The following is an 18,164-nucleotide window of genomic DNA, read 5'->3' as shown; positions in this document are numbered from 1 at the left end:
GCTTCCGCCTACTCGTGGTCGATCCTGCCAACGAATAGCAGCTCTTCGCTGAAGAGGTTCATCACCCGGTTGGTCCCGAACGGCAGGCGGCGTTCCAGTGCGAAGACGTACCGTGCAACCGCGTCTCCGAAAGCAGCAGGCGTCAGCGCGCCCACCAGACGGCGCAAAGGGCCAAGAATCCAGCGATTGAGCGCAACCATGCGTTCGCGCCGCGAGCGAAACTCCTCCGCGCTCATCGCCAGCGGACGGCTCCAGTGCCCCTCCCGCTGGTAGACCTTCACGTCCTTGACTCCGGCACGTTCCAGCGTGGCTGTGAGGTCGTCGGGCGTCGTCTTCCACGGATGGCCCGTATCGAAGTACACCGCATCCAGCGGGCCGATGGCCGCTTCAGGGTTCTTCTCCCGGCGAGCAAGATACGCCTGCACCTGCTCCAGGTAGGGCATACCCTCCATCCCCACCGCCGGCATCGCGGAAATCATCGTGGCTCCGGGCACAAGCAGTCCAGCCAGCAGAGCCAGCGTAGTGTCCGGCGAGTAGAGATGCTCCATCGTGTGGTTGGAGTACAACAGGTCGTACTCGCGCTGCAGCGTGGGTAGCAGGCGGCCTACGTCGCCCGCCTCAAAGTCAACGCCCACGGCCTCTTCCAACCCAGGCAACAGTGACTTGTAGTAATCCAGCGCCTTGATGCGTGCATTCGGCAGCACCGCCCGCAGGAACAGCAGCTCCACCCCGTCGCCACACCCAATCACCAGGACATGGCTCGCCGAACGCGGCGTCATATTCGCCTCCCACGCAAAGTCCTCCAGGTGCATCCGCTGCTGCTCCGCGCTGAGCCCGATGCGCTGCATCAGCGACAGCACCCGCGCTTCCTCCTCCGGCGGCAGAGCCGCCTGCCTCGGCGAGAGCACGATCGGCTCGACCGGCCCAGCCTCCCGCGCCGCGCGCCAGCGCAACCCCGAGGCCAGCGCCGCACGCCCTCGCCGGTTCATCGCAACGTCTGGCCCCGCGAACGGATAACGCTGCAGATACGCCTGCATCTCCGGATCGGTCACATCGATCTGGATGCCGCGCTGAATGGCAGAAGAGGTGGAAACGGCATGGTCTTCGGAGCGGGCCGGGTACATCCCGATATGATACGAAAAGGTCCGCCGATCTCCCGCAGCGCATTACACTTTGCGACGCGTCTTCCGCGCCCACCCTCGTCATGCCGAATCGTATTGTGCATCGTGAAAATCTGACCGCGCTGCGCAAGCTGCCCTCCGCCAGCGTGGACCTCATCTATATCGACCCTCCGTTCAACAGCGGCGTCACCCAGAAGCGCAGGCGCATTCGCACCGTCCGCGACGAAGCCGGCGACCGCACCGGCTTCGGAGGCCTGCGCTACCGCACCGTTCAGCTCGCCGCCGCACCCACCTTCCTCGACCAGTTCGACGACTACGTCGCCTTCCTGCGCCCACGCCTCGTCGAAGCCCTTCGCATTCTCAAGCCAGAAGGCTCGCTCTTCCTGCATGTCGACCCCCGCGAAGTCCACTACTGCAAGGTCCTCCTCGACGAGCTCTTCACCACCGACAAACACTCCGGTCGCGACTGCTTCCAGAACGAGATCATCTGGGCCTACGACTACGGCGCGCGCTCCACCAAGCGCTGGCCCGCCAAGCACGACAACATCCTCTGGTACACCCGCCACCCCAAGCGCTACACCTTCAACCTCAGCGCCACCGACCGCATCCCCTACATGGCGCCCACCCTCGTAGGTAAAGAGAAAGCCGCCCGCGGCAAGACCCCCACCGACGTCTGGTGGCACACCATCGTCTCCCCCACCGGCAAGGAGAAGACCGGCTACCCCACCCAGAAGCCTCTGGGAATCATGGAGCGCATCGTCCGCGTCCACTCCAACCCCGGAGACACCGTCCTCGACTTCTTCGCCGGCAGCGGAACCACAGGCTTAGCCGCCGCCCGCAACGGCCGCAACTTCCTGCTCATCGACGAAAACCAGCAAGCCATCACCCTCATGCGCAAGCGGCTGAAGGAATTTCTGACTCCGCCAAAGTGATGCGCCCCCAAGCCTCCCGATCATGGATGGGCGAGAATCGCGTTCTCGACACCCATCGCTACAGACGGGACGAGCGGCGGCGAGTATGAATTTTTGCGCCTCCTCATCGCATACCCCTCTACAGTCGAGGCGGTGTTGCCGATCAATCAGACTCACATTACGGAAGCACGAATTCTGTCGAGTCCCCCTTCCTCCTTCACGACCCCTGGGTCGGACTATGTTTGCTGAGTCAACCTGCGCCGGGCGATTATCTTCTCTGCGGCGCAATGGAGTACTGGATGTCGGCCCGGAAGAACGATGGTGATGCTCTCCCCCCTCCCAGACGCCATGGACTAAACTCCGTGATCGTTCTGCAACTCTTTCTAGGCACTGTCCCGCTGCTGCATTTCCATCTCTTCGAACGTGCTTTTGGCAAATTGGACGCGTTGAGCGCGTTCTGGGTACGAGGCAGTGTGACGCTTGTGCCTTGCCTTGCCCTCGCCACGATCGTTTGGATCATGGTCTTCAAGAGACGGGCGGCCCTGCAGGACCAGCAGCACGCCAGCATCGAGGGTGAGCTCCGGCGCGAGCGAAATTCTCTCGAACAACGCATTGAGGCCAGAACGGCGGAACTGCGGTCCGAGATCGTGGAGCGTCACAGAGCGCAGCAGCTGAATCTTGGACGCAACCGCTTGCTGGAGATGTTGACGCGCGAAGAACCGGTCGATTCTGTTCTGAATACCCTGGTCGAAGTCGTTGCAACGGATCGCTCCTCCTTCTGCTGTGCGCTTCACCTCATCGAGTCCGACGCGCTCGTAATGAAGGCATCGCATGGGATGCCGACCTCACTGCTTCGAAGCCTCAAGCAACTCACCATCGATATGACCGACTGCCCGGAAGCGAGAGCCCTGCGAGATCACGCGCCTCAGGTTCTCTCCGATCTCACAAAGGAACGGAAACCCTGGCCTCACCTCCTGAACGCTCATGGTGTTCAATCGCTTTGGTCCGTGCCGATCTATGCTGCCGAAGGCTCACCGCTTGGCACATTGACCATCTACTCGCTTCTTCGTTTTGATCCGGCCGCATCCGACCTGTCTTTGCTGGAATCGCATGCGCAGACGGCATCCATGGCATTAGAACGCTATCGATTGCAGGAAGAGCTTCGCCGTCACGCCTACCATGACAACCTGACTGGACTTGTAAACCGCCTGCGGGGTGAGGAGCAGTTGGAAAGCGCCATCCGCCGGGCGCGGCGATCCGGGGAGCGGGTTGCGGTCTTATGCCTCGATCTCGACAAGTTCAAACAGATCAATGACGTGCACGGTCACATGGCCGGTGATGCTGTGCTGCGGGAAGTCGCATTACGGCTTACGGGCCGGCTCAGGGACTCAGACACCATCGCCCGCATGGGCGGGGACGAGTTCATGGTCGTCCTGGAGGGGGTTGCCGACAAATCTGCGGCAATGGTCGTGGCCAAACAATTGCTCGACCGGCTCAAACATCCGGTAGCGTTCCAGGAGCTCATGCTCACAACAGCGGCAAGCATCGGGATCGCCATCTCTCCCGAAGATGGCGACACGGCAGACATCCTGAAGCGAAATGCCGACATCGCGATGTATGAAGCCAAGTTTGGAAAATGCGGGACGCAGGCATTTTCGTCGGAACTCAAGAGTGTTCTCCTCGAAAGGCGCGAGCTCGAATCGGCGATGATCCATAGCCTGGAGCATGGCGGGTTCGCCCTGCACTATCAGCCGCAATATGACATCAACGGCTCTCTGGACGGCTTCGAGGCGCTTCTCCGGTTCTCGCACCCTGTCCTGGGCAACGTCTCTCCCACCCGGCTTATCGCCGTGGCAGAGGAGAGCCAGATGATCGTCACTCTTGGAACGTGGGTGCTTCGAGAGGCATGCTCCCAGAGCAGACGATGGCAACTGGCGGGCTTCCCATCCGTACGGATTGCCGTCAACATCTCCGCTGTCCAATTTGCGCGTCCCAACTTCGCGGAGCAGGTTGCGGACGTGCTGGAAGAGACCGGCCTGCATGCGGAGCTTCTGGAGCTGGAACTGACCGAAAGCGTCATGGTCAAAGATTTCGCGGAATCGATTACGCAACTGGAAAGGCTGAAGCGTCTCGGCGTGACCATTGCGATCGATGACTTCGGAACGGGCTATTCCTCACTGAGCCACCTGCATCGCCTCCCGATCGACAAGTTGAAGATCGATCGATCCTTCATCCAGGCCCTCGGGGAACGGAACGGGACGCTTCCCATCGTCGACAGCATCATCCTGATGGCACATCGTCTGGGAATACGTGTTCTCGCGGAGGGGGTAGAGACGGCGGATCAGCTTATGCTGCTCCGCGAAAAGAATTGTGATTTGTTACAAGGGTACCTGTTCTCACCGGCAATCGACCCCACCCGAGCGGGGCATCTCCTCGAAGAGACAGTGTCAACGCTTGACACCACCGGTACAATGAATCCAATCGAGGAAACAACAAGCGCAGCCACCGGCCGCGCTTTCTTGTTTCAGCCGGCACAGTTAACCCTTTCCTCAGGAAGACTTTAGAGCAAAGAGCCAATGAAGAGGCCTGTTTTCAAGAACTTAGCCACCCCAAAAACCAAGGTCCGGAGCTAACTCCTGCCGAATGAACACTTAGCCGAAATTGGGGGGGGGGGGAGGGGGGTACCACCCCGCACCTCAAGTATTGTGCGGATCGACGGTCTTGAACCCATAAGTCTCGTACCGCGTCGTAAGCTTTCCGCCACGGATCGACACCACCGTATAACCCTCCGGCGTGCCCAGGTGCGTGCCCTTCCACCAGTTCCCGCTCACCGCGCCGGAAGTCATGTATGGCACCCCCTGCCACTCCACCCGCTCATTCACATGGGTATGTCCCTGCAGCACGCCCAGCACATTCTTCCCATGGAACAGCGGGAAGATCTTGTTCGTGTTCGCTACGGCAAGCTGGTGCGGCCGAGGATTAGCCGCCACCACCTCGTCGTTGTACAGGTCATACGCCGTCACCAGCGGAATGTGCGAGACCACGATGATCGGCTGCGTCGCCGGCTGTGACGCAAGATCACCCTGCAACCACGCCATCTGCGCGTCGTCGATGCGGCCCTCATAGTGCCGGTCCGCTGTGATGAAGATCGAGTCCAGCACAATAAAGTGCACGCCCTTGCTATCGAAGCTGTAGTAACGCTTCCCGATGTGATCGGTGAAGTACTTCTTGCCGTAGAGCGGGTCGGTGGGTTTCATCCCACTCTCGGTATAGATCCCGAAGACGTCATGGTTGCCGACCGTGTGATACACCTTCAGCCCCAGATCCTGCTCGGTCTTGTCGTACATGTCGAAGAGGCTCAGCGAGCGAGTCGTCGGCACACCCAGGGCGTCGAAGATATGATCGCCACCCTGGATCGCGAAAGCCGCGCCATCGCCGCGCATCTTCTTGAACGCCATATCGCAGCCCTTGGCCGCGTCCAGCTCGGGCTGCAGATGTGTATCGGTAAAGAACAGGAAGTCGAAGTCCTGGGTGGGCTCTGCAACGGCAGCCCGCGGAGCAGCCGCCGCGATGCCAGCGGCGCCCGCCAGGATCAGAAAGCTGCGTCGATCAAGGTTCGCCATAGCCGGAGTGTACCCGGAGAGCATGACATTCCGCTGAACGCATCAGCCCTGCCCGATGCCCCTTCAGCGACCGCGCTATCTCGGTACCCCTAGGCTAAGTACTCGTAGCCGTATGCAGAGGAATCCTCGGAACGGCGACCCCAATACCGCCTCCGGGGTACCAATGGTCCTTCGGCTTCTCTGAAAAAAACAGGAACTGCAAACCTGTCTCCCGCGCGAACTGGCGCAGACAATCCGTCGCATGCGCGTTATCGCTGATGATGACCGCCATCGGCGACAGCTTGCTGGCGATCACATAGTACTCTGCCTTTTCGTAGTCGACGGAATGGTCGCTGTCATTGATGAACAAGTCCACGGTCTCCGGAAGATTCCGAAGAGACTCGATCGAGTCGCCATAAAGGATCCGGCCAACTGAGGAATATTCTCCGCCCAGCAAGAAACCCGCGCGAGGATCGATATCCGTACCGTAATGCTGGCCATCGAATCCTTCGGCTTTGTTCTTGAGAAGCGCGCTACAGACGAGAACCGAGCCGAGCCCCTTTTCCACGCCGGTCTCAACCACGACCTTTGGCCGTAGCAGCCTCACCATGGCGTACCACGCTAGCCGCCGGCCAAACTTCGGAATGAGATCCGATCGCGAACGCAACCGGGAACGGGAGGTAGCTTCCTGAATATGCGACCGCAGCGCCTCATCATGCAGCGGCTCTTCCAGAAATCGCGCTACATCGGCACGGGGAAACCCCGTTACGAGAGCGACAAAATCCTTCAGGTCTTCGAAGTTTCTCTCGGTGATATCGTACGTGAAGTTCGTCGTCTCCCTGGAATGAAGCAGCCAGGAAAACATGGCCCGGAACTTGGGCGACTCATACCACATGAGTTGCCGCACGCGACACGGGATCAATGCAATTCGCAAGAGAGAGTCAGGCGCTCGCATGCGCAAGAGAGTACCACGTGCACTATCTCGCTATTTTGAGATTTGGCGACAATTCCTCGTACGAAGGTCACCCATTTCTTGCCCCGACGGTTCGCGGGTGGCTAGCTAATGTTTTCCCTGTGCGCTGGCTAGCTTCTCCTCTGCTACACGAATCTGCGCATCGGCCTCGTCGTACTTCTCCGCGTCATCACCGGCCTTGTCCCACATCTCCTGGCCGTGCTGCAGTTCCACCTGGGCTGCGGGGACGTCGATCTCGTCGGGGTGCAGCGCCGTCTCCGCGAGGATCGTCACGCGCTCCGGGAGCACCTCGACGAAACCCCACGCGACGAAGAAGATCTGCTCGCCGGCCGAGCCGCCGTGGAGGCGAACCTCGCCTGCGCCGAGCTCTGCCAGCAGCGGGGCTGCGCCGTATAGCGCCTCCAGGTAGCCCTCACGCGCGGGCAGCTCCACCGCCGACGCCGTGGCATCGACCAGCACGCTGTCCGGCGTCACGAGCCGTACCTGCAGGAGTTCCGAGTTGGTTGTGTCTGCCATAGTCTTAGCCCTTAGCCTCTAGCTCTTAGCTTCTAGCCCCCTATGTCGCTGGACTTGGCACTCAGGTCTCCCTGAGGCACCGTCCAGCTAGGAGCTAGAAGCTAATGGCTAAAAGCTGTCTCTTACGCCGTTGCCTTCATCTTCTCGGCCGCTGCCTTCACGTCCTCGATGCCGCCCTTGAGGTAGAACGCCTGCTCAGGAATCGAGTCATGCTTGCCCTCGATGATCTCCTTGAAGCTGCGCACCGTGTCCTCGACCTTGACGTAAGCGCCCGGGATGCCGGTGAAGATCTCGGCCACGTGGAAGGGCTGAGAAAGGAAGCGCTGCACCTTACGCGCACGCGCGACGGTCAACTTGTCCTCTTCCGAGAGCTCGTCGATGCCGAGAATGGCGATGATGTCCTGCAGGTCCTTGTAGCGCTGCAGAATACGCTTCACGCCCTGGGCCACGTCGTAGTGCTCCTGGCCCACCACGCGCGCGGTGAGGATGCGCGAGGTCGAGGTCAGAGGATCCACAGCCGGGTAGATGCCGAGCTCGGACAGAGGACGCGACAACAGCATCGTCGCATCGAGGTGAGCAAACGTCGTCGCGGGAGCAGGATCGGTGATGTCGTCGGCAGGCACGTACACAGCCTGAACGGACGTAACCGAGCCCTTCTTGGTCGAAGTGATGCGCTCCTGCAGCTCACCCATTTCGGTGGCCAGGTTCGGCTGGTAACCCACGGCCGACGGCATACGGCCGAGCAGCGTGGACACCTCGGAACCCGCCTGCGTGAAGCGGAAGATGTTGTCGATGAACAGCAGCGTGTCGGCGCCCTCTTCGTCGCGGAAGTACTCAGCGACGGTGAGGCCGGTCAGCGCAACGCGCAGACGGGCTCCTGGCGGCTCCGTCATCTGGCCGTAGATCAGCGCGGCTTTGCTCTTGTTGAAATCATGAATGTCGATAACGCCCGACTCCTGGAACTCGTGCCAGAGGTCGTTACCCTCACGGGTGCGCTCGCCCACGCCGGCGAACACCGAGAAGCCGCCGTGCTTGGTCGCGACGTTGTTGATCAGCTCCTGAATCACGACGGTCTTGCCGACGCCGGCGCCGCCGAACAGGCCGATCTTGCCGCCCTTCAAGAAGGGGAGGATCAGATCGACGACCTTGATGCCCGTCTCGAACATCTCCTCGCTGGTCGACTGCTCGTCGAACGCGGGAGCGGGACGATGAATCTCCCAATGCACCTTCGCGTTCACGGGGCCAAGCTCGTCCACCGGCTGGCCAAGCACGTTGAGCACGCGGCCCAGCGTCTCGCGACCCACAGGCACGCAGATGCCCGAGCCGAGATCTTCGGCCTGCATACCGCGAACCATGCCCTCGGTAGCCTGCATGGCGACGCAGCGCACACGGCCCTCACCGAGGTGCTGCTGCACCTCGACGACGACGTCCAGCGGCGTGGGCACGGTAAAGCCCTCGCTGGTGATGCGCAGCGCCTGGTAGATGGGAGGCATGTGCCTCTCGTCGAACTGAACATCAACGGCCGGGCCGCTGATGCTGATCACTTTGCCGATGTTCTTGGTGTCTGCCATAAATGTCTCTCGAAAATTCCTAAGCCGTCATTCCGCTACAGCGCCGCAGCGCCTGACACGATCTCGATAATTTCCTTGGTAATCGCCGCCTGACGAAGACGGTTCATCGTGAGCGAGAGCTTGTCGATCAGCTCGCCCGCATTCTTCGTCGCCGCATCCGTCGCCGTCATACGTGCTGCATGCTCCGCGGCGGTCGATTCCAGCACCGCGTGGAAGATCTGCGTCGCCACATAGCGCGGCATGAGGTGGGTGAAGAGCTTGCCTGGTTCACTGTCGAAGATGTAATCCACTTCGGCGGTGCCGAACTTCTTGGCTTCGCGCTCCATCTCCGTCTCTTCAGGCTCATAGAGTGAGACGCCGGAGGTCTGCGCAGCCTTGGCTGCCGCTTCCCTCTGCTCCTCGCTCATCTCTTCGGCCACCGTGATCTCGTGCTCGCCGAGCTTGCGGATCGGCAGCAGCTTCTCGACCACGACGCGCTGCGAGATGACGCTCTTGAACTCGTTGAAGACGATGTAGACCGAGTCGATCTCGGCCCGCTCGTAGCGCGCGATGATCGAGTAGGCCAGCGCGCTGATGCGCTCGAAGTCGCCCCGAAGAAGGATGTCCGCGTGCTCCGCAGCAACCTCGATCGGAGCCGCGCGATGGCGGATGTCCTCGAAGTGGTGCGCGAGATCGTTGTCGTAGCTCTCTTCCTTGTGCTCGTAGACCGCGGCCGGATACTTCTTCTTGTAGAAGCCGATCGCCTTCTTGCCTACAGGCTCAAGGTCGATGTTCTGGCCCTTCTCGCGGCGCTCGTCGATGAAGCGCTGCGCAGCCTTGGAGATGTTGGAGTTGAAGCCGCCTGCAAAGCCCTTGTCGCCCGCGATGACCAGCACGAGGACTTTCTTCTCCTCGCGCTCGACCAGCAGCGGATGCAGCATCTCACCGGAGACCTCATCGATGAGGTCGGTGCGACGCACCAGCGACTCGAGCACGTTGGTCAGCATCTGGGCGTAGGGCCGCGCCTTCATGGCACGGTCCTGCGCGCGGCGAAGCTTCGCCGCCGAGACCATCTTCATGGCGCGCGTGATCTGCCGCGTGTTCTTCACGCTGCGGATGCGCCGCCGTAGATCGAGTACGTTCGCCATCGTTCCCTTATGCCGTGGCCGTTGCCGGCTGCTTGTCCTTTAGACCGGCGAGAAAGTCGGCCTTGTAGTCCTTGATCGCCTGCGTGAGGCGGTTGCGCAGATCGTCGTCCAGCGCCTTCTTCGTCGAAATGTCGGAGAGGATCGCGGGAGCAGCCGTATCGAGGTACGGGTAGAAGCCGTCCTCGAACGCGCGGAGGTCACGGACCTCAACGTCATCGAGCAGGCCCTGCGTACCGGCGTACAGGATTGCCACCTGCTGCGCCGCCGTAAGCGGCTTGAACTGTGGCTGCTTGAGCAGCTCGGTCAGGCGCTGGCCTCGGTTTAGCTGGTTCTGCGTGACCTTATCGAGGTCCGAGCCGAACTGCGCGAAGGCTGCGAGCTCGCGGTACTGCGCGAGGTCCAGCTTCAGCGTCGAACCGACCTGCTTGGTCGCCTTGATCGCGGCGGCGAAGCCTACGCGCGAGACCGACAGACCGACGTTCACAGCCGGGCGGACACCCGAGTTGAACAGATCGGTCTCGAAGAAGATCTGACCGTCGGTGATCGAGATGACGTTGGTCGGAATGTACGCCGAGACGTCGCCGGCCTGGGTCTCGATGATCGGGAGAGCGGTCAGCGAACCGCCGCCGAGTTCCTTCGACATCTTCGCGCTGCGCTCGAGCAGCCGGGAGTGGAGATAGAACACGTCGCCCGGGTACGCTTCGCGTCCTGGCGGACGACGGAGCAGCAGCGAGATCTCACGGTACGAAGCCGCGTGCTTCGACAGATCGTCATAGATGATCAGCGCGTGCTTGCCGTTGTCGCGGAAGTACTCGCCCATTGCGGTCGCCGCGAACGGCGCGAGGTACTGCATCGGAGCAGGCTCGGAAGCCGTCGCCGCAACGATGATGGTGTACGCCATCGCGCCGAACTCTTCGAGTGTCTGCACCACGCCGGCGACGGAAGACCTCTTCTGACCAATGGCGCAGTAGATGCAGATCAGGTCGTTCTTGGCGGAGTTGATGATCGTATCGAGCGCCACGGCGGTCTTACCCGTCTGGCGATCGCCAATCAGCAGCTCGCGCTGGCCGCGGCCGATGGGAATCATCGTGTCGATGGCCTTGATGCCGGTATACATCGGCTCGGTGACCGACTGGCGCGCAATGACGCCGGGAGCGAGACGCTCCACCGGAAGACGATGCGGCGTGTTGATCGGTCCCTTGTCGTCGATGGGCTGGCCGAGCGCGTTGACCACGCGGCCGATCAGCGCCTCACCCACGGGAACGTCCATGATGCGGCCGGTGCGCTTGACCTGGTTGCCCTCTTCGAGCTTGGCGAAGTCGCCGAGAATGACGGCGCCCACCTGGTCCTCGTCGAGGTTCATCGCGAGGCCCATCACGTCGTGCGGGAACTCAATCAACTCGCCGGCCATGACCTTATCGAGGCCGTGGATGCGCGCGATACCGTCGCCCAGCGTTACGATCGTGCCGACCTCATCCACCTGGATGCGCTGGTCGTAGTTCTCGATCTGCTGGCGCAGCAGCTCGGTGATCTCGTTTGCCTGAATCTTTGCCATGCTGTTCCTTTTCCCTGTTCTCAGGAGTAACGCACTCCGCTTTCAATCTTGCTAATGCTTTACGCGGCCACCGCGGCTACGAGCTTCGCCTTGAGCTGCTCGAGCTGCGCTTTCACTGAACCGTCATACACCGTAGAGCCAATCCTGATCACCGCGCCGCCGAGCAGCGTAGGGTCTTCGCGATAGGTAGCCCGCACCGTCTCGCCACCGGCGAGCTCAGCAACCTTCGCTTCCAGCAGCCGCTTACTGTCGTCATCCAGCGGACGCGCCGTGACGATCTCCGCTTCGGCTATCTTCTGTTCCTGATCGATGATGCCTGCAAAGCCTTCCAGCATACCGCGCAGCTCATGCAGGCGCTCGTGGCTGATGACCACAGCGACGAAGTTGCGAACGGTCTTGCTGAAGCCGAGCTTGCCGCTGAGGCCATCGAGCACACCCAGCTTCTGCGACTCGGGGATGGAGGGATCAGCGAGAACCTCTCGCAGCTCAAAGCTGGCATCGAGCAGGTCGGCGAAGTCCGCAACCTGCTGTTGCACCGTTGCGGAATCGAGCTTCTGGGCATCGACCACTTCGGCCAGGGCACGTGCGTAGCGTAGATCCACTGCCGCCATTAGTTCTGCCCTCCCTTCGGTCCATTGAATCCGAGCTTACCGGCAAAGCTCTCCACCAGCAGCTTGTCGGTCGCGGCGGTTACCTCGAGCTTGCGCGCAGCCTGCGAGATGGCCAGCTCCGCCGCATACTTCTGCAGCTCGCGGCGGGCCGCTGCGGAGACAGCCTGAATCTCGGTCTCAGCGTCGGCCACGATCTTCGCCTTCTGCGCTTCGACACCAGCCTGGAGCTTCTGGGCCTCGCGATCCATGTCGGCCTCGGCCTGCTGACGCATGCCGGCGATCTGCTCATCGAGCTTGGCGAGCCGCGACTCGACTGCACCCAGCCGCGCCCGCGCCTCTTCGGTCGCCGTGCGGGCATCGACCAGGCCCTTCTGGATGGCCGTGTTGCGGTTGCGGAAGGTCCTCGGCAGCATCTTCGCCAAGCCGTAGATCACCGCGCTGGCCAGCAGCACAAAGTTGATCAGCGTAAAGACCGTCGCCGCCTGATCGGGATTGAGCCCAACCATCCGGCCGAAGGTTTGCACGGCCGGAGAGTGCGTATACGCGTAGCTCTCGTCGTGCTCCTGCTCTTTTTTCTCAGGAACCTGGGCCTCAGGCGATGTGTGATCGCCAGTGTGGGCTGCAGTTTCCTGGAGCATGGCGTAGCTGTGTTGCGCAGGGACAAAGAGGACGCCCGCCACCAGCAACATCGCGGCCAGACGACCGAAGGAATTTCTCTTCAAACCAAACCTCACTGCTGCACCTCCGGCCGGGGTGCACCGGACGGCAGCACGGCGCGCAGGATCTGGTCGCTGAGCATGGCCGTAGCGTCCTCGATCTGCTGGCGGGCCGTAGCCGCCGAATCTTCAATCTCTTTGCGCGCTGCATCAATCTTCGTACGAGCTGCGTCGCGAGCATAGCTCAGGGCATGCTCGCGATCAGAGTTCCACTCAGCCATACGCTTTTCGCGCTCAGCCTGAAGCTGCATGCGCACAGCGCGCAGCTTCTCTTCGTACAGCGCAGTCTTTTGTTCAGCCGCGGCGATCGCCTCGCGGGCCTGCTCAACCGCGCCACCTGTCCGCGCCGTGCGTTCCGCCAGGATCTTTGCCAGCGGCTTCTGCACCAGAACGTTGTAGGCCACGATAAGCAGCACGAAGAGCACGATCGTCGGCACAGAGCCGAGCACAAGACCGCCAAGTTGCGTCAGGATGTCCATGGATATGTTCTTGATCGTTCAGGGAGGGCGGTGGGGCCGGTTTCACAGGCTCCGTACAGACGCTCAAATCCTTGTACGCGATTCCTTTCAGTTGTAACAAAGAAGGCTCTGAACGGTCAAAGCATGCGAGCGCTAACCGGTGATTCCATGCGGTAATCGACGCGTTCCATACTGCAAACAGTCACATGACCTTCATCGCTTTTTGTGATCCAGCGTCATCGCTGGAGAGTACACTGTTTTCACCACCCGAGACCCGGTTCCGGGTCCTGCAGGCCGCGTGATTGGGGAATTACCTCCGCTCCCCCTCAGGCGGCCTGCTTTATGCCTTAAATCTCCCCTTCAGCTCCAATTTCAGTCTCGGCGGCGATCTTTCCGTCCTTCGAATCCTTCGACTGGTAGCGCCGGTAGCGCTCCAGCAGGGACGCTGGCCCCACAGCCTTCACGTACGCCAGATTGCCCTGGTAGCGCTGTTGCAGGATGGTCGCTCCGCGCTCCAGCGCTGCGAGCACCCGGCCCTCGCTTTGTGGGATGCGAAACTCCGCCTCCACGAGCGGATCACGAGTCAGCGCCGCATCAATCGCCTTCAGTAGGGCGTCCAGCCCTTGCCCCGTCATGCCAGAGACCGCAATCGCATCGGGAGGAAATTGCTCGTCCGCGGGCAGCAGGTCGATCTTGTTCAACACCTGCAAGGTGGGCTTGTCGCCGACGCCGAGTTCCTCGAGGACTGCCTCGACTTGCAGCCGCTGCTCCTCGAGCGTTGGGCTGGCTGCGTCGCGAACATGCAGCAGAAGCTCGGCGCGTTCCACCTCTTCGAGGGTCGCGCGAAAGCTCGTGACCAGACCGTGCGGAAGGTTGCGGATGAAGCCTACCGTGTCCGAGAGCAGGATGCGCCGCCGCGATGGCAGTGTGAGCTGGCGCAGCTTGGGATCGAGGGTTGCAAACATGCGTTCCGAAGCCAGCACCTCGGCCCCGGTCAGCGAGTTGAACAGAGTCGACTTACCGGCGTTGGTGTAGCCGACCAAGGCTACTGTCGGGACCGGAACAGCCTCACGGCGACCGCGCTGCTGGCGGCGAATGCGCCGCACGGCTTCCAGCTGTTGCTTGATGCGATCGATGCGCACGTTGATCTTGCGCTTGTCGACCTCGAGCTGGGTCTCGCCCGGACCGCGGGTACCAATGCCGCCGCCGGTCTGCGACATGGTTTTGCCCTTGCCGCCGAGGCGCGGGAGGGAGTAGTCCAGCTGCGCGAGCTCCACCTGCAGCATGCCCTCACGGGTGCGGGCGTGGCGGGCGAAGATGTCCAGGATCAGCTGCGTGCGGTCGATGACCGTGCAGGGCAACCGGGCTTCCACGTTGCGTGCCTGCGAGGGCGTCAGGTCGTGGTCGAAGAGCACGAGCGATGCGCCCGTTGACGCCACCGTCGCCACGATCTCATCCAGTTTGCCGCCGCCCACCAGGGTGGCCGCATCAGGCTTCTGGCGGCGCTGGACCAGCACAGCGGCGATCTGCGCACCTGCCGACCGCGCAAGCTCCTGAAATTCTGCCAGCGAAGCCTCGAAATCCATCTCCGAGACCAATGGCGACGCGGGGCTGGCGACCGTCTGGGCTACGTCAGCGGGAGTGGGTAGCCATCCCTCAGCCTCGCCGTCTTCCGGCATGCGAATGCGCTCGTCCATCGCGGCGGCCGATCGCGCCTGCCGGGCGCTGGACGAGAGCCGGTAGCGTCCACCGGTAAATTCGACGACCACGAGCACAGCCTTTTCGCCGGACGCACGTTGACGTGCTTCCAGCAGCCGCTGCTCTCGCTGTCGATCTCTTGGATTCAGTTGTTGCAATCTGTGTGCCGGATCTTGCTAGCGCGTGACCGGGCCGCTGCCTTCCGCGGGTGCCGGAGCCGCTGCGCGATCCATGGGTCCCTGCGAACGCTCGCCATGAGTCGGCGCTCGGCCGCTTACCACGGTCGAAATCGCATGCTTGAAGATCAGCTGCTCCTGAGCGTTGTTCTCCAGCAGTACCGAATACTTGTCGAAGGAGCGAATCTTGCCCGTCAGCTTGACGCCGCTCACCAGGTAGATGGTGATGGGCGACTTGTCCTTGCGAACGGTATTAAGAAAGGTGTCCTGAATGTTCTGCGCCGGCTTTGATTCCATATGGGCCGATCTCCCCGTAACTCAGTGATGCCATGGCTTCCTGCCCGATGCTGCAAGAACGCCAGGTGATGCAATGCACTTTATTTCAGACCTAAAACAGCCAACGCATCGGTGCAGAGACAACCCTACAGAGTTCCGGCACGAAGGGCAAGCGGGCCCTGCACTTTCGCCAGCCGGGGGGTTTGCGGCCAGGATCCGTGCACCATCAGACGCCTCCGCCTGCTGCGTTCCATGCCCTGTTAACCCTACCGTGCGCGAGATTTGTGAGGTTTACGATAGAGAGGATGCCGCATGAAACGACCGCCGTCGCAAGCTCTGCCGTCCTGACCAGTTCCACCTCCAAGAGCCGGGAACTCGCGCCCGTCCCGCTGCTCGATCTCAGCCGCGAGTTTGCAGCCATCCGCGTCGAGGTGATGGACGCCATTGAGGCCGTCCTCTCCACCCAGAAGTACATTCTGGGGCCCGCGGTCGACGCCTTCGAGCGCGAGGCCGAAGTTGCTCTGCAGGTGAAGCATGCATTGGGATGCGCCAGTGGCACGGATGCGCTGTGGCTGTCCCTGGCAGCACTCGAGATCGGCCCCGGCGATGCGGTGATCTCCACGCCCTTCAGCTTCTTCGCGACAGTCAGTTCCGTCCTGCGAGCAGGGGCACAGCCGCTGCTCGCGGACATCGACCCGCTGACCTACAACCTCTCCCCCGAAGCCACGCACGAGGCCATCATCGCGCATGAGCGCTCCGACACGGCTTCGAAGATCAAGGGCATCCAGCCGGTGCACTTGTACGGCCAGTGCGCGGACATGGACGGCTTCAAGAATCTGGCGGAGACCTTCGGGGTGAAGATCGTTGAAGATGCCGCCCAGGCCTGGGGAGCTTCCTGGCGCTACGCTAGCGGCGAGACCAAGCTTGCCGGAGGCCTCGGAGACGCGGCCGCCTTCAGCTTCTACCCCACCAAGAACCTCAGCGCCATGGGCGACGCCGGCATGGCGACCACCAACGATGACGCCGTCGCCGAGAGGCTACACATGCTCCGCGCGCATGGCATGCGCAAGCGCTATTACCACGATGAGGTGGGCTGGAACTGCCGGCTGGATTCGGTCCAGGCGGCGGTGCTGTCAATCAAGTTGCGACGAGTGGAGGTGGGCAACGACCGCCGCCGCGAGATCGCCGCGCTCTACGGCAAACTATTCCGCGAAGCGGAACTGGCCGCTTCTGCAGGGTCGTGGGATATCGCCGATGGGATTGTGCTGCCGTATACCGACCAGCGCGCGACGCACGTTTTCCATCAGTACGTGGTGCGTGTGCCAGACCGTGAGCGCCTGCGTGAGCATCTCGGCAAGCTGCACATCGGCAGCGAGATCTTCTATCCGCTGCCCCTCCACCTGCAGACCAGCCTGGCGCACCTGGGCTATCGCGAGGGCCAGTTCCCTGTCGCCGAACGCGCTGCGAAAGAGGTCGTGGCCCTGCCGATCTATCCCGATCTGCGGGATGACGAAGCGGCCACGGTGGTGGAGGCGATTCGAAGGTTTTATCGCTGAGACGAAACGTCGTTCGTGCTCGGTTCTCAGGAGGAACATCGGAGAACGGACAACGCAGCCCTTACCGCTTGCGCTTCTTCGCTTCCTTGCCGTCCTTTTTGACCTCGGCCACCGGATGCGCCTCGTCCGGCGTGGTCACGCCCGGCGGAATCACGCGGCGGCACATGTTGCCCTCCAGCCGATAGGTCTTCGTGATCAGCTTGCCCGGCTTGATCGTGCCGTCCGCGCTCACCGTCGGGGCGGGCGAATCCGCAGCCAGCACCTTGTAGGTAAACGTCGGGAGCGACAGTGCCCCGAGCGCGTCCTTCACATACGGGTTCTTGCGCTGATCGATGGTGACGGGAAGGTAGCCTTCGATGTTCTTCTGCCGGTAGCCGGTCTCGTAGCGGTGCTTCTTCGTGTTCCAGATGAAGACCCGAATCTGGTCGAAGTCGTACGGCAGTCCGGCTTTGTACGGCCCCAGCACGGTCACATACTCGGGGATCTGCGTCACCGGATTGCCGTTGTCGATCATGCCGGAGTCGGGGTCGTCGACCTTGGTGAGCAGGTACGCTCCCACGATGCGCTGGCCTTCGGCATAGCGCGACACCGTGTCCGGAGCAGTCACGTCGATCAGGCGCGAGTAGATCCAGCCGGTATTGCCCTTGCCGTCACGCACCAGCCACCAGTCCTCCATCGCCGGCGGAGGAGGTGGATCGCCTGGCTTGGCATCCGCCGCTGCGGCCACAGTAGTCCCTGGAGGCAGCGGCTTCTCCACGGAGGCGCGGGTGAGCAGGCTTACCGCTTCTCCCTCGCTCAGGCGGTAGAAGTGATCCGTCTTGCGGCCGGGAAGGTCATGCAGGTACACATCGTTCAGCGCTGTGGCTGTGGCGACTACCGGATCCTTGGCGTGGTCTTTCTTCAAGGCCTCGAACTTGTCGGCCGTGTCCTGGTCGGCGACGTCCATCTCTTTGATCCAGCCGATGACGCCTTGAGCGGTCTTGACCTTCAGCGCATGGCGGCCGCGTTCGACCACGGTCAGTTTGTCGCCGTTGTTCACGGTGCCAACGTGGTTGGATACGGCGGCGAAGCGATCGCTCAGCGTCGCCTCCTTGGCCGTCACGTAGACGTACTTTTCTGCCTCGTGTTTGCGGAACTGCGCGCAGCCGGTGAGGAGCAGCAGCGCCAGTCCCGCCATCGCCCAACGCCCTGCCGTGATGCTGTTGTGCCTGCGGGTCTTCGCCGCGATCCTGCCTGCCATCGTCCCGTGCGCCTTCACCGCGAGCGCTCCGGCCCCGGTATGAAACCCGTTGTCCAT

16 protein-coding genes are annotated in these 18,164 nt (G+C 61.9%); 3 read left to right on the top strand and 13 right to left on the bottom strand.

Annotated features, from left to right (window positions below; all coding sequences use genetic code 11):
• Nucleotides 1–8: 8 nt before the first annotated feature.
• On the bottom strand, nucleotides 9–1,124 hold the full coding sequence (locus AC5E6W_RS20985; RefSeq protein ID WP_491754295.1) for a class I SAM-dependent methyltransferase: 1,116 nt from the start codon (nucleotides 1,122–1,124) through the stop codon (nucleotides 9–11).
• Between the two features lie 80 nt (nucleotides 1,125–1,204).
• Between AC5E6W_RS20985 and AC5E6W_RS20980 the strand changes: the two genes are divergently transcribed.
• Both AC5E6W_RS20980 and AC5E6W_RS20975 read left to right on the top strand, forming a co-directional pair.
• Nucleotides 1,205–2,053: a DNA-methyltransferase gene (locus tag AC5E6W_RS20980; RefSeq protein ID WP_491754294.1), complete on the top strand. Its 849-nt coding sequence runs from the start codon at nucleotides 1,205–1,207 to the stop codon at nucleotides 2,051–2,053.
• Nucleotides 2,054–2,394: 341 nt separating this feature from the next.
• Nucleotides 2,395–4,596 (top strand): putative bifunctional diguanylate cyclase/phosphodiesterase, encoded by a 2,202-nt coding sequence (locus AC5E6W_RS20975; RefSeq protein ID WP_491754293.1) that lies wholly within the window; start codon nucleotides 2,395–2,397, stop codon nucleotides 4,594–4,596.
• 132 nt (nucleotides 4,597–4,728) lie between these two features.
• Here the strand turns inward: AC5E6W_RS20975 and AC5E6W_RS20970 are convergent, their stop codons facing one another.
• The 11 genes from AC5E6W_RS20970 to hfq all read right to left on the bottom strand — a co-directional run bounded on the left by AC5E6W_RS20970 (nucleotide 4,729) and on the right by hfq (nucleotide 15,332).
• On the bottom strand, nucleotides 4,729–5,679 hold the full coding sequence (locus AC5E6W_RS20970; protein WP_491754292.1) for a metallophosphoesterase family protein: 951 nt from the start codon (nucleotides 5,677–5,679) through the stop codon (nucleotides 4,729–4,731).
• A 70-nt stretch (nucleotides 5,680–5,749) separates the two neighbouring features.
• On the bottom strand, nucleotides 5,750–6,589 hold the full coding sequence (locus tag AC5E6W_RS20965) for a class I SAM-dependent methyltransferase (RefSeq protein WP_491754291.1): 840 nt from the start codon (nucleotides 6,587–6,589) through the stop codon (nucleotides 5,750–5,752).
• Between the two features lie 105 nt (nucleotides 6,590–6,694).
• Nucleotides 6,695–7,123: an ATP synthase F1 subunit epsilon gene (gene atpC / locus AC5E6W_RS20960; RefSeq protein ID WP_491754290.1), complete on the bottom strand. Its 429-nt coding sequence runs from the start codon at nucleotides 7,121–7,123 to the stop codon at nucleotides 6,695–6,697.
• 122 nt (nucleotides 7,124–7,245) lie between these two features.
• Nucleotides 7,246–8,694: a F0F1 ATP synthase subunit beta gene (gene atpD / locus AC5E6W_RS20955; RefSeq protein ID WP_491754289.1), complete on the bottom strand. Its 1,449-nt coding sequence runs from the start codon at nucleotides 8,692–8,694 to the stop codon at nucleotides 7,246–7,248.
• A gap of 35 nt (nucleotides 8,695–8,729) precedes the next feature.
• Nucleotides 8,730–9,821, bottom strand: a complete 1,092-nt coding sequence (locus tag AC5E6W_RS20950; protein WP_491754288.1) for a F0F1 ATP synthase subunit gamma — start codon at nucleotides 9,819–9,821, stop codon at nucleotides 8,730–8,732.
• A gap of 7 nt (nucleotides 9,822–9,828) precedes the next feature.
• A complete protein-coding gene (gene atpA, locus AC5E6W_RS20945; protein WP_491754287.1) occupies nucleotides 9,829–11,376 on the bottom strand; it encodes a F0F1 ATP synthase subunit alpha in 1,548 nt (515 codons plus the stop codon).
• Between the two features lie 59 nt (nucleotides 11,377–11,435).
• The gene (atpH, locus tag AC5E6W_RS20940; protein WP_491754286.1) at nucleotides 11,436–11,987 is read right to left on the bottom strand and encodes an ATP synthase F1 subunit delta; all 552 of its coding nucleotides are present in this window, start codon (nucleotides 11,985–11,987) and stop codon (nucleotides 11,436–11,438) included.
• Nucleotides 11,987–12,709: a F0F1 ATP synthase subunit B gene (locus AC5E6W_RS20935; RefSeq protein WP_491754285.1), complete on the bottom strand. Its 723-nt coding sequence runs from the start codon at nucleotides 12,707–12,709 to the stop codon at nucleotides 11,987–11,989. The genes atpH and AC5E6W_RS20935 overlap by 1 nt, the downstream gene beginning before the upstream one ends.
• Before the next feature lie 8 nt (nucleotides 12,710–12,717).
• Entirely contained in the window at nucleotides 12,718–13,182 is a 465-nt protein-coding gene (locus AC5E6W_RS20930) for a F0F1 ATP synthase subunit B family protein (protein WP_491754284.1), read from the bottom strand.
• 326 nt (nucleotides 13,183–13,508) lie between these two features.
• Nucleotides 13,509–14,975: a GTPase HflX gene (hflX, locus tag AC5E6W_RS20925; protein ID WP_491754427.1), complete on the bottom strand. Its 1,467-nt coding sequence runs from the start codon at nucleotides 14,973–14,975 to the stop codon at nucleotides 13,509–13,511.
• Between the two features lie 60 nt (nucleotides 14,976–15,035).
• The gene (hfq, locus tag AC5E6W_RS20920) at nucleotides 15,036–15,332 is read right to left on the bottom strand and encodes an RNA chaperone Hfq (RefSeq protein WP_491754283.1); all 297 of its coding nucleotides are present in this window, start codon (nucleotides 15,330–15,332) and stop codon (nucleotides 15,036–15,038) included.
• A 284-nt stretch (nucleotides 15,333–15,616) separates the two neighbouring features.
• Here hfq and AC5E6W_RS20915 point away from each other — a divergent pair, with 284 nt between their 5' ends.
• Nucleotides 15,617–16,867, top strand: a complete 1,251-nt coding sequence (locus AC5E6W_RS20915; RefSeq protein ID WP_491754282.1) for a DegT/DnrJ/EryC1/StrS family aminotransferase — start codon at nucleotides 15,617–15,619, stop codon at nucleotides 16,865–16,867.
• A gap of 61 nt (nucleotides 16,868–16,928) precedes the next feature.
• Here the strand turns inward: AC5E6W_RS20915 and AC5E6W_RS20910 are convergent, their stop codons facing one another.
• Nucleotides 16,929–18,164, bottom strand: coding sequence for an SH3 domain-containing protein (locus AC5E6W_RS20910; RefSeq protein ID WP_491754281.1), 1,236 nt, complete (start codon nucleotides 18,162–18,164; stop codon nucleotides 16,929–16,931).

This window comes from Bryocella sp. (assembly GCF_058498515.1).
The sequence above is the reverse complement of the archived record's forward strand: the minus strand, read 5'-3'. Positions and strand labels throughout refer to the sequence as shown.

Excerpts from the sequence above, each read along its gene's own strand:
- AC5E6W_RS20985 (WP_491754295.1), bottom strand. The coding sequence starts at position 1,124 with ATGTACCCGGCCCGCTCCGAAGACCATGCCGTTTCCACCTCTTCTGCC.
- AC5E6W_RS20980 (WP_491754294.1), top strand. The coding sequence starts at position 1,205 with ATGCCGAATCGTATTGTGCATCGTGAAAATCTGACCGCGCTGCGCAAG.
- AC5E6W_RS20970 (WP_491754292.1), bottom strand. The coding sequence starts at position 5,679 with ATGCTCTCCGGGTACACTCCGGCTATGGCGAACCTTGATCGACGCAGC.
- AC5E6W_RS20965 (WP_491754291.1), bottom strand. The coding sequence starts at position 6,589 with ATGCGAGCGCCTGACTCTCTCTTGCGAATTGCATTGATCCCGTGTCGC.
- atpC (WP_491754290.1), bottom strand. The coding sequence starts at position 7,123 with ATGGCAGACACAACCAACTCGGAACTCCTGCAGGTACGGCTCGTGACG.
- atpD (WP_491754289.1), bottom strand. The coding sequence starts at position 8,694 with ATGGCAGACACCAAGAACATCGGCAAAGTGATCAGCATCAGCGGCCCG.
- AC5E6W_RS20950 (WP_491754288.1), bottom strand. The coding sequence starts at position 9,821 with ATGGCGAACGTACTCGATCTACGGCGGCGCATCCGCAGCGTGAAGAAC.
- atpA (WP_491754287.1), bottom strand. The coding sequence starts at position 11,376 with ATGGCAAAGATTCAGGCAAACGAGATCACCGAGCTGCTGCGCCAGCAG.
- atpH (WP_491754286.1), bottom strand. The coding sequence starts at position 11,987 with ATGGCGGCAGTGGATCTACGCTACGCACGTGCCCTGGCCGAAGTGGTC.
- AC5E6W_RS20930 (WP_491754284.1), bottom strand. The coding sequence starts at position 13,182 with ATGGACATCCTGACGCAACTTGGCGGTCTTGTGCTCGGCTCTGTGCCG.
- hfq (WP_491754283.1), bottom strand. The coding sequence starts at position 15,332 with ATGGAATCAAAGCCGGCGCAGAACATTCAGGACACCTTTCTTAATACC.
- AC5E6W_RS20915 (WP_491754282.1), top strand. The coding sequence starts at position 15,617 with ATGCCGCATGAAACGACCGCCGTCGCAAGCTCTGCCGTCCTGACCAGT.
- AC5E6W_RS20910 (WP_491754281.1), bottom strand. The coding sequence starts at position 18,164 with ATGGACAACGGGTTTCATACCGGGGCCGGAGCGCTCGCGGTGAAGGCG.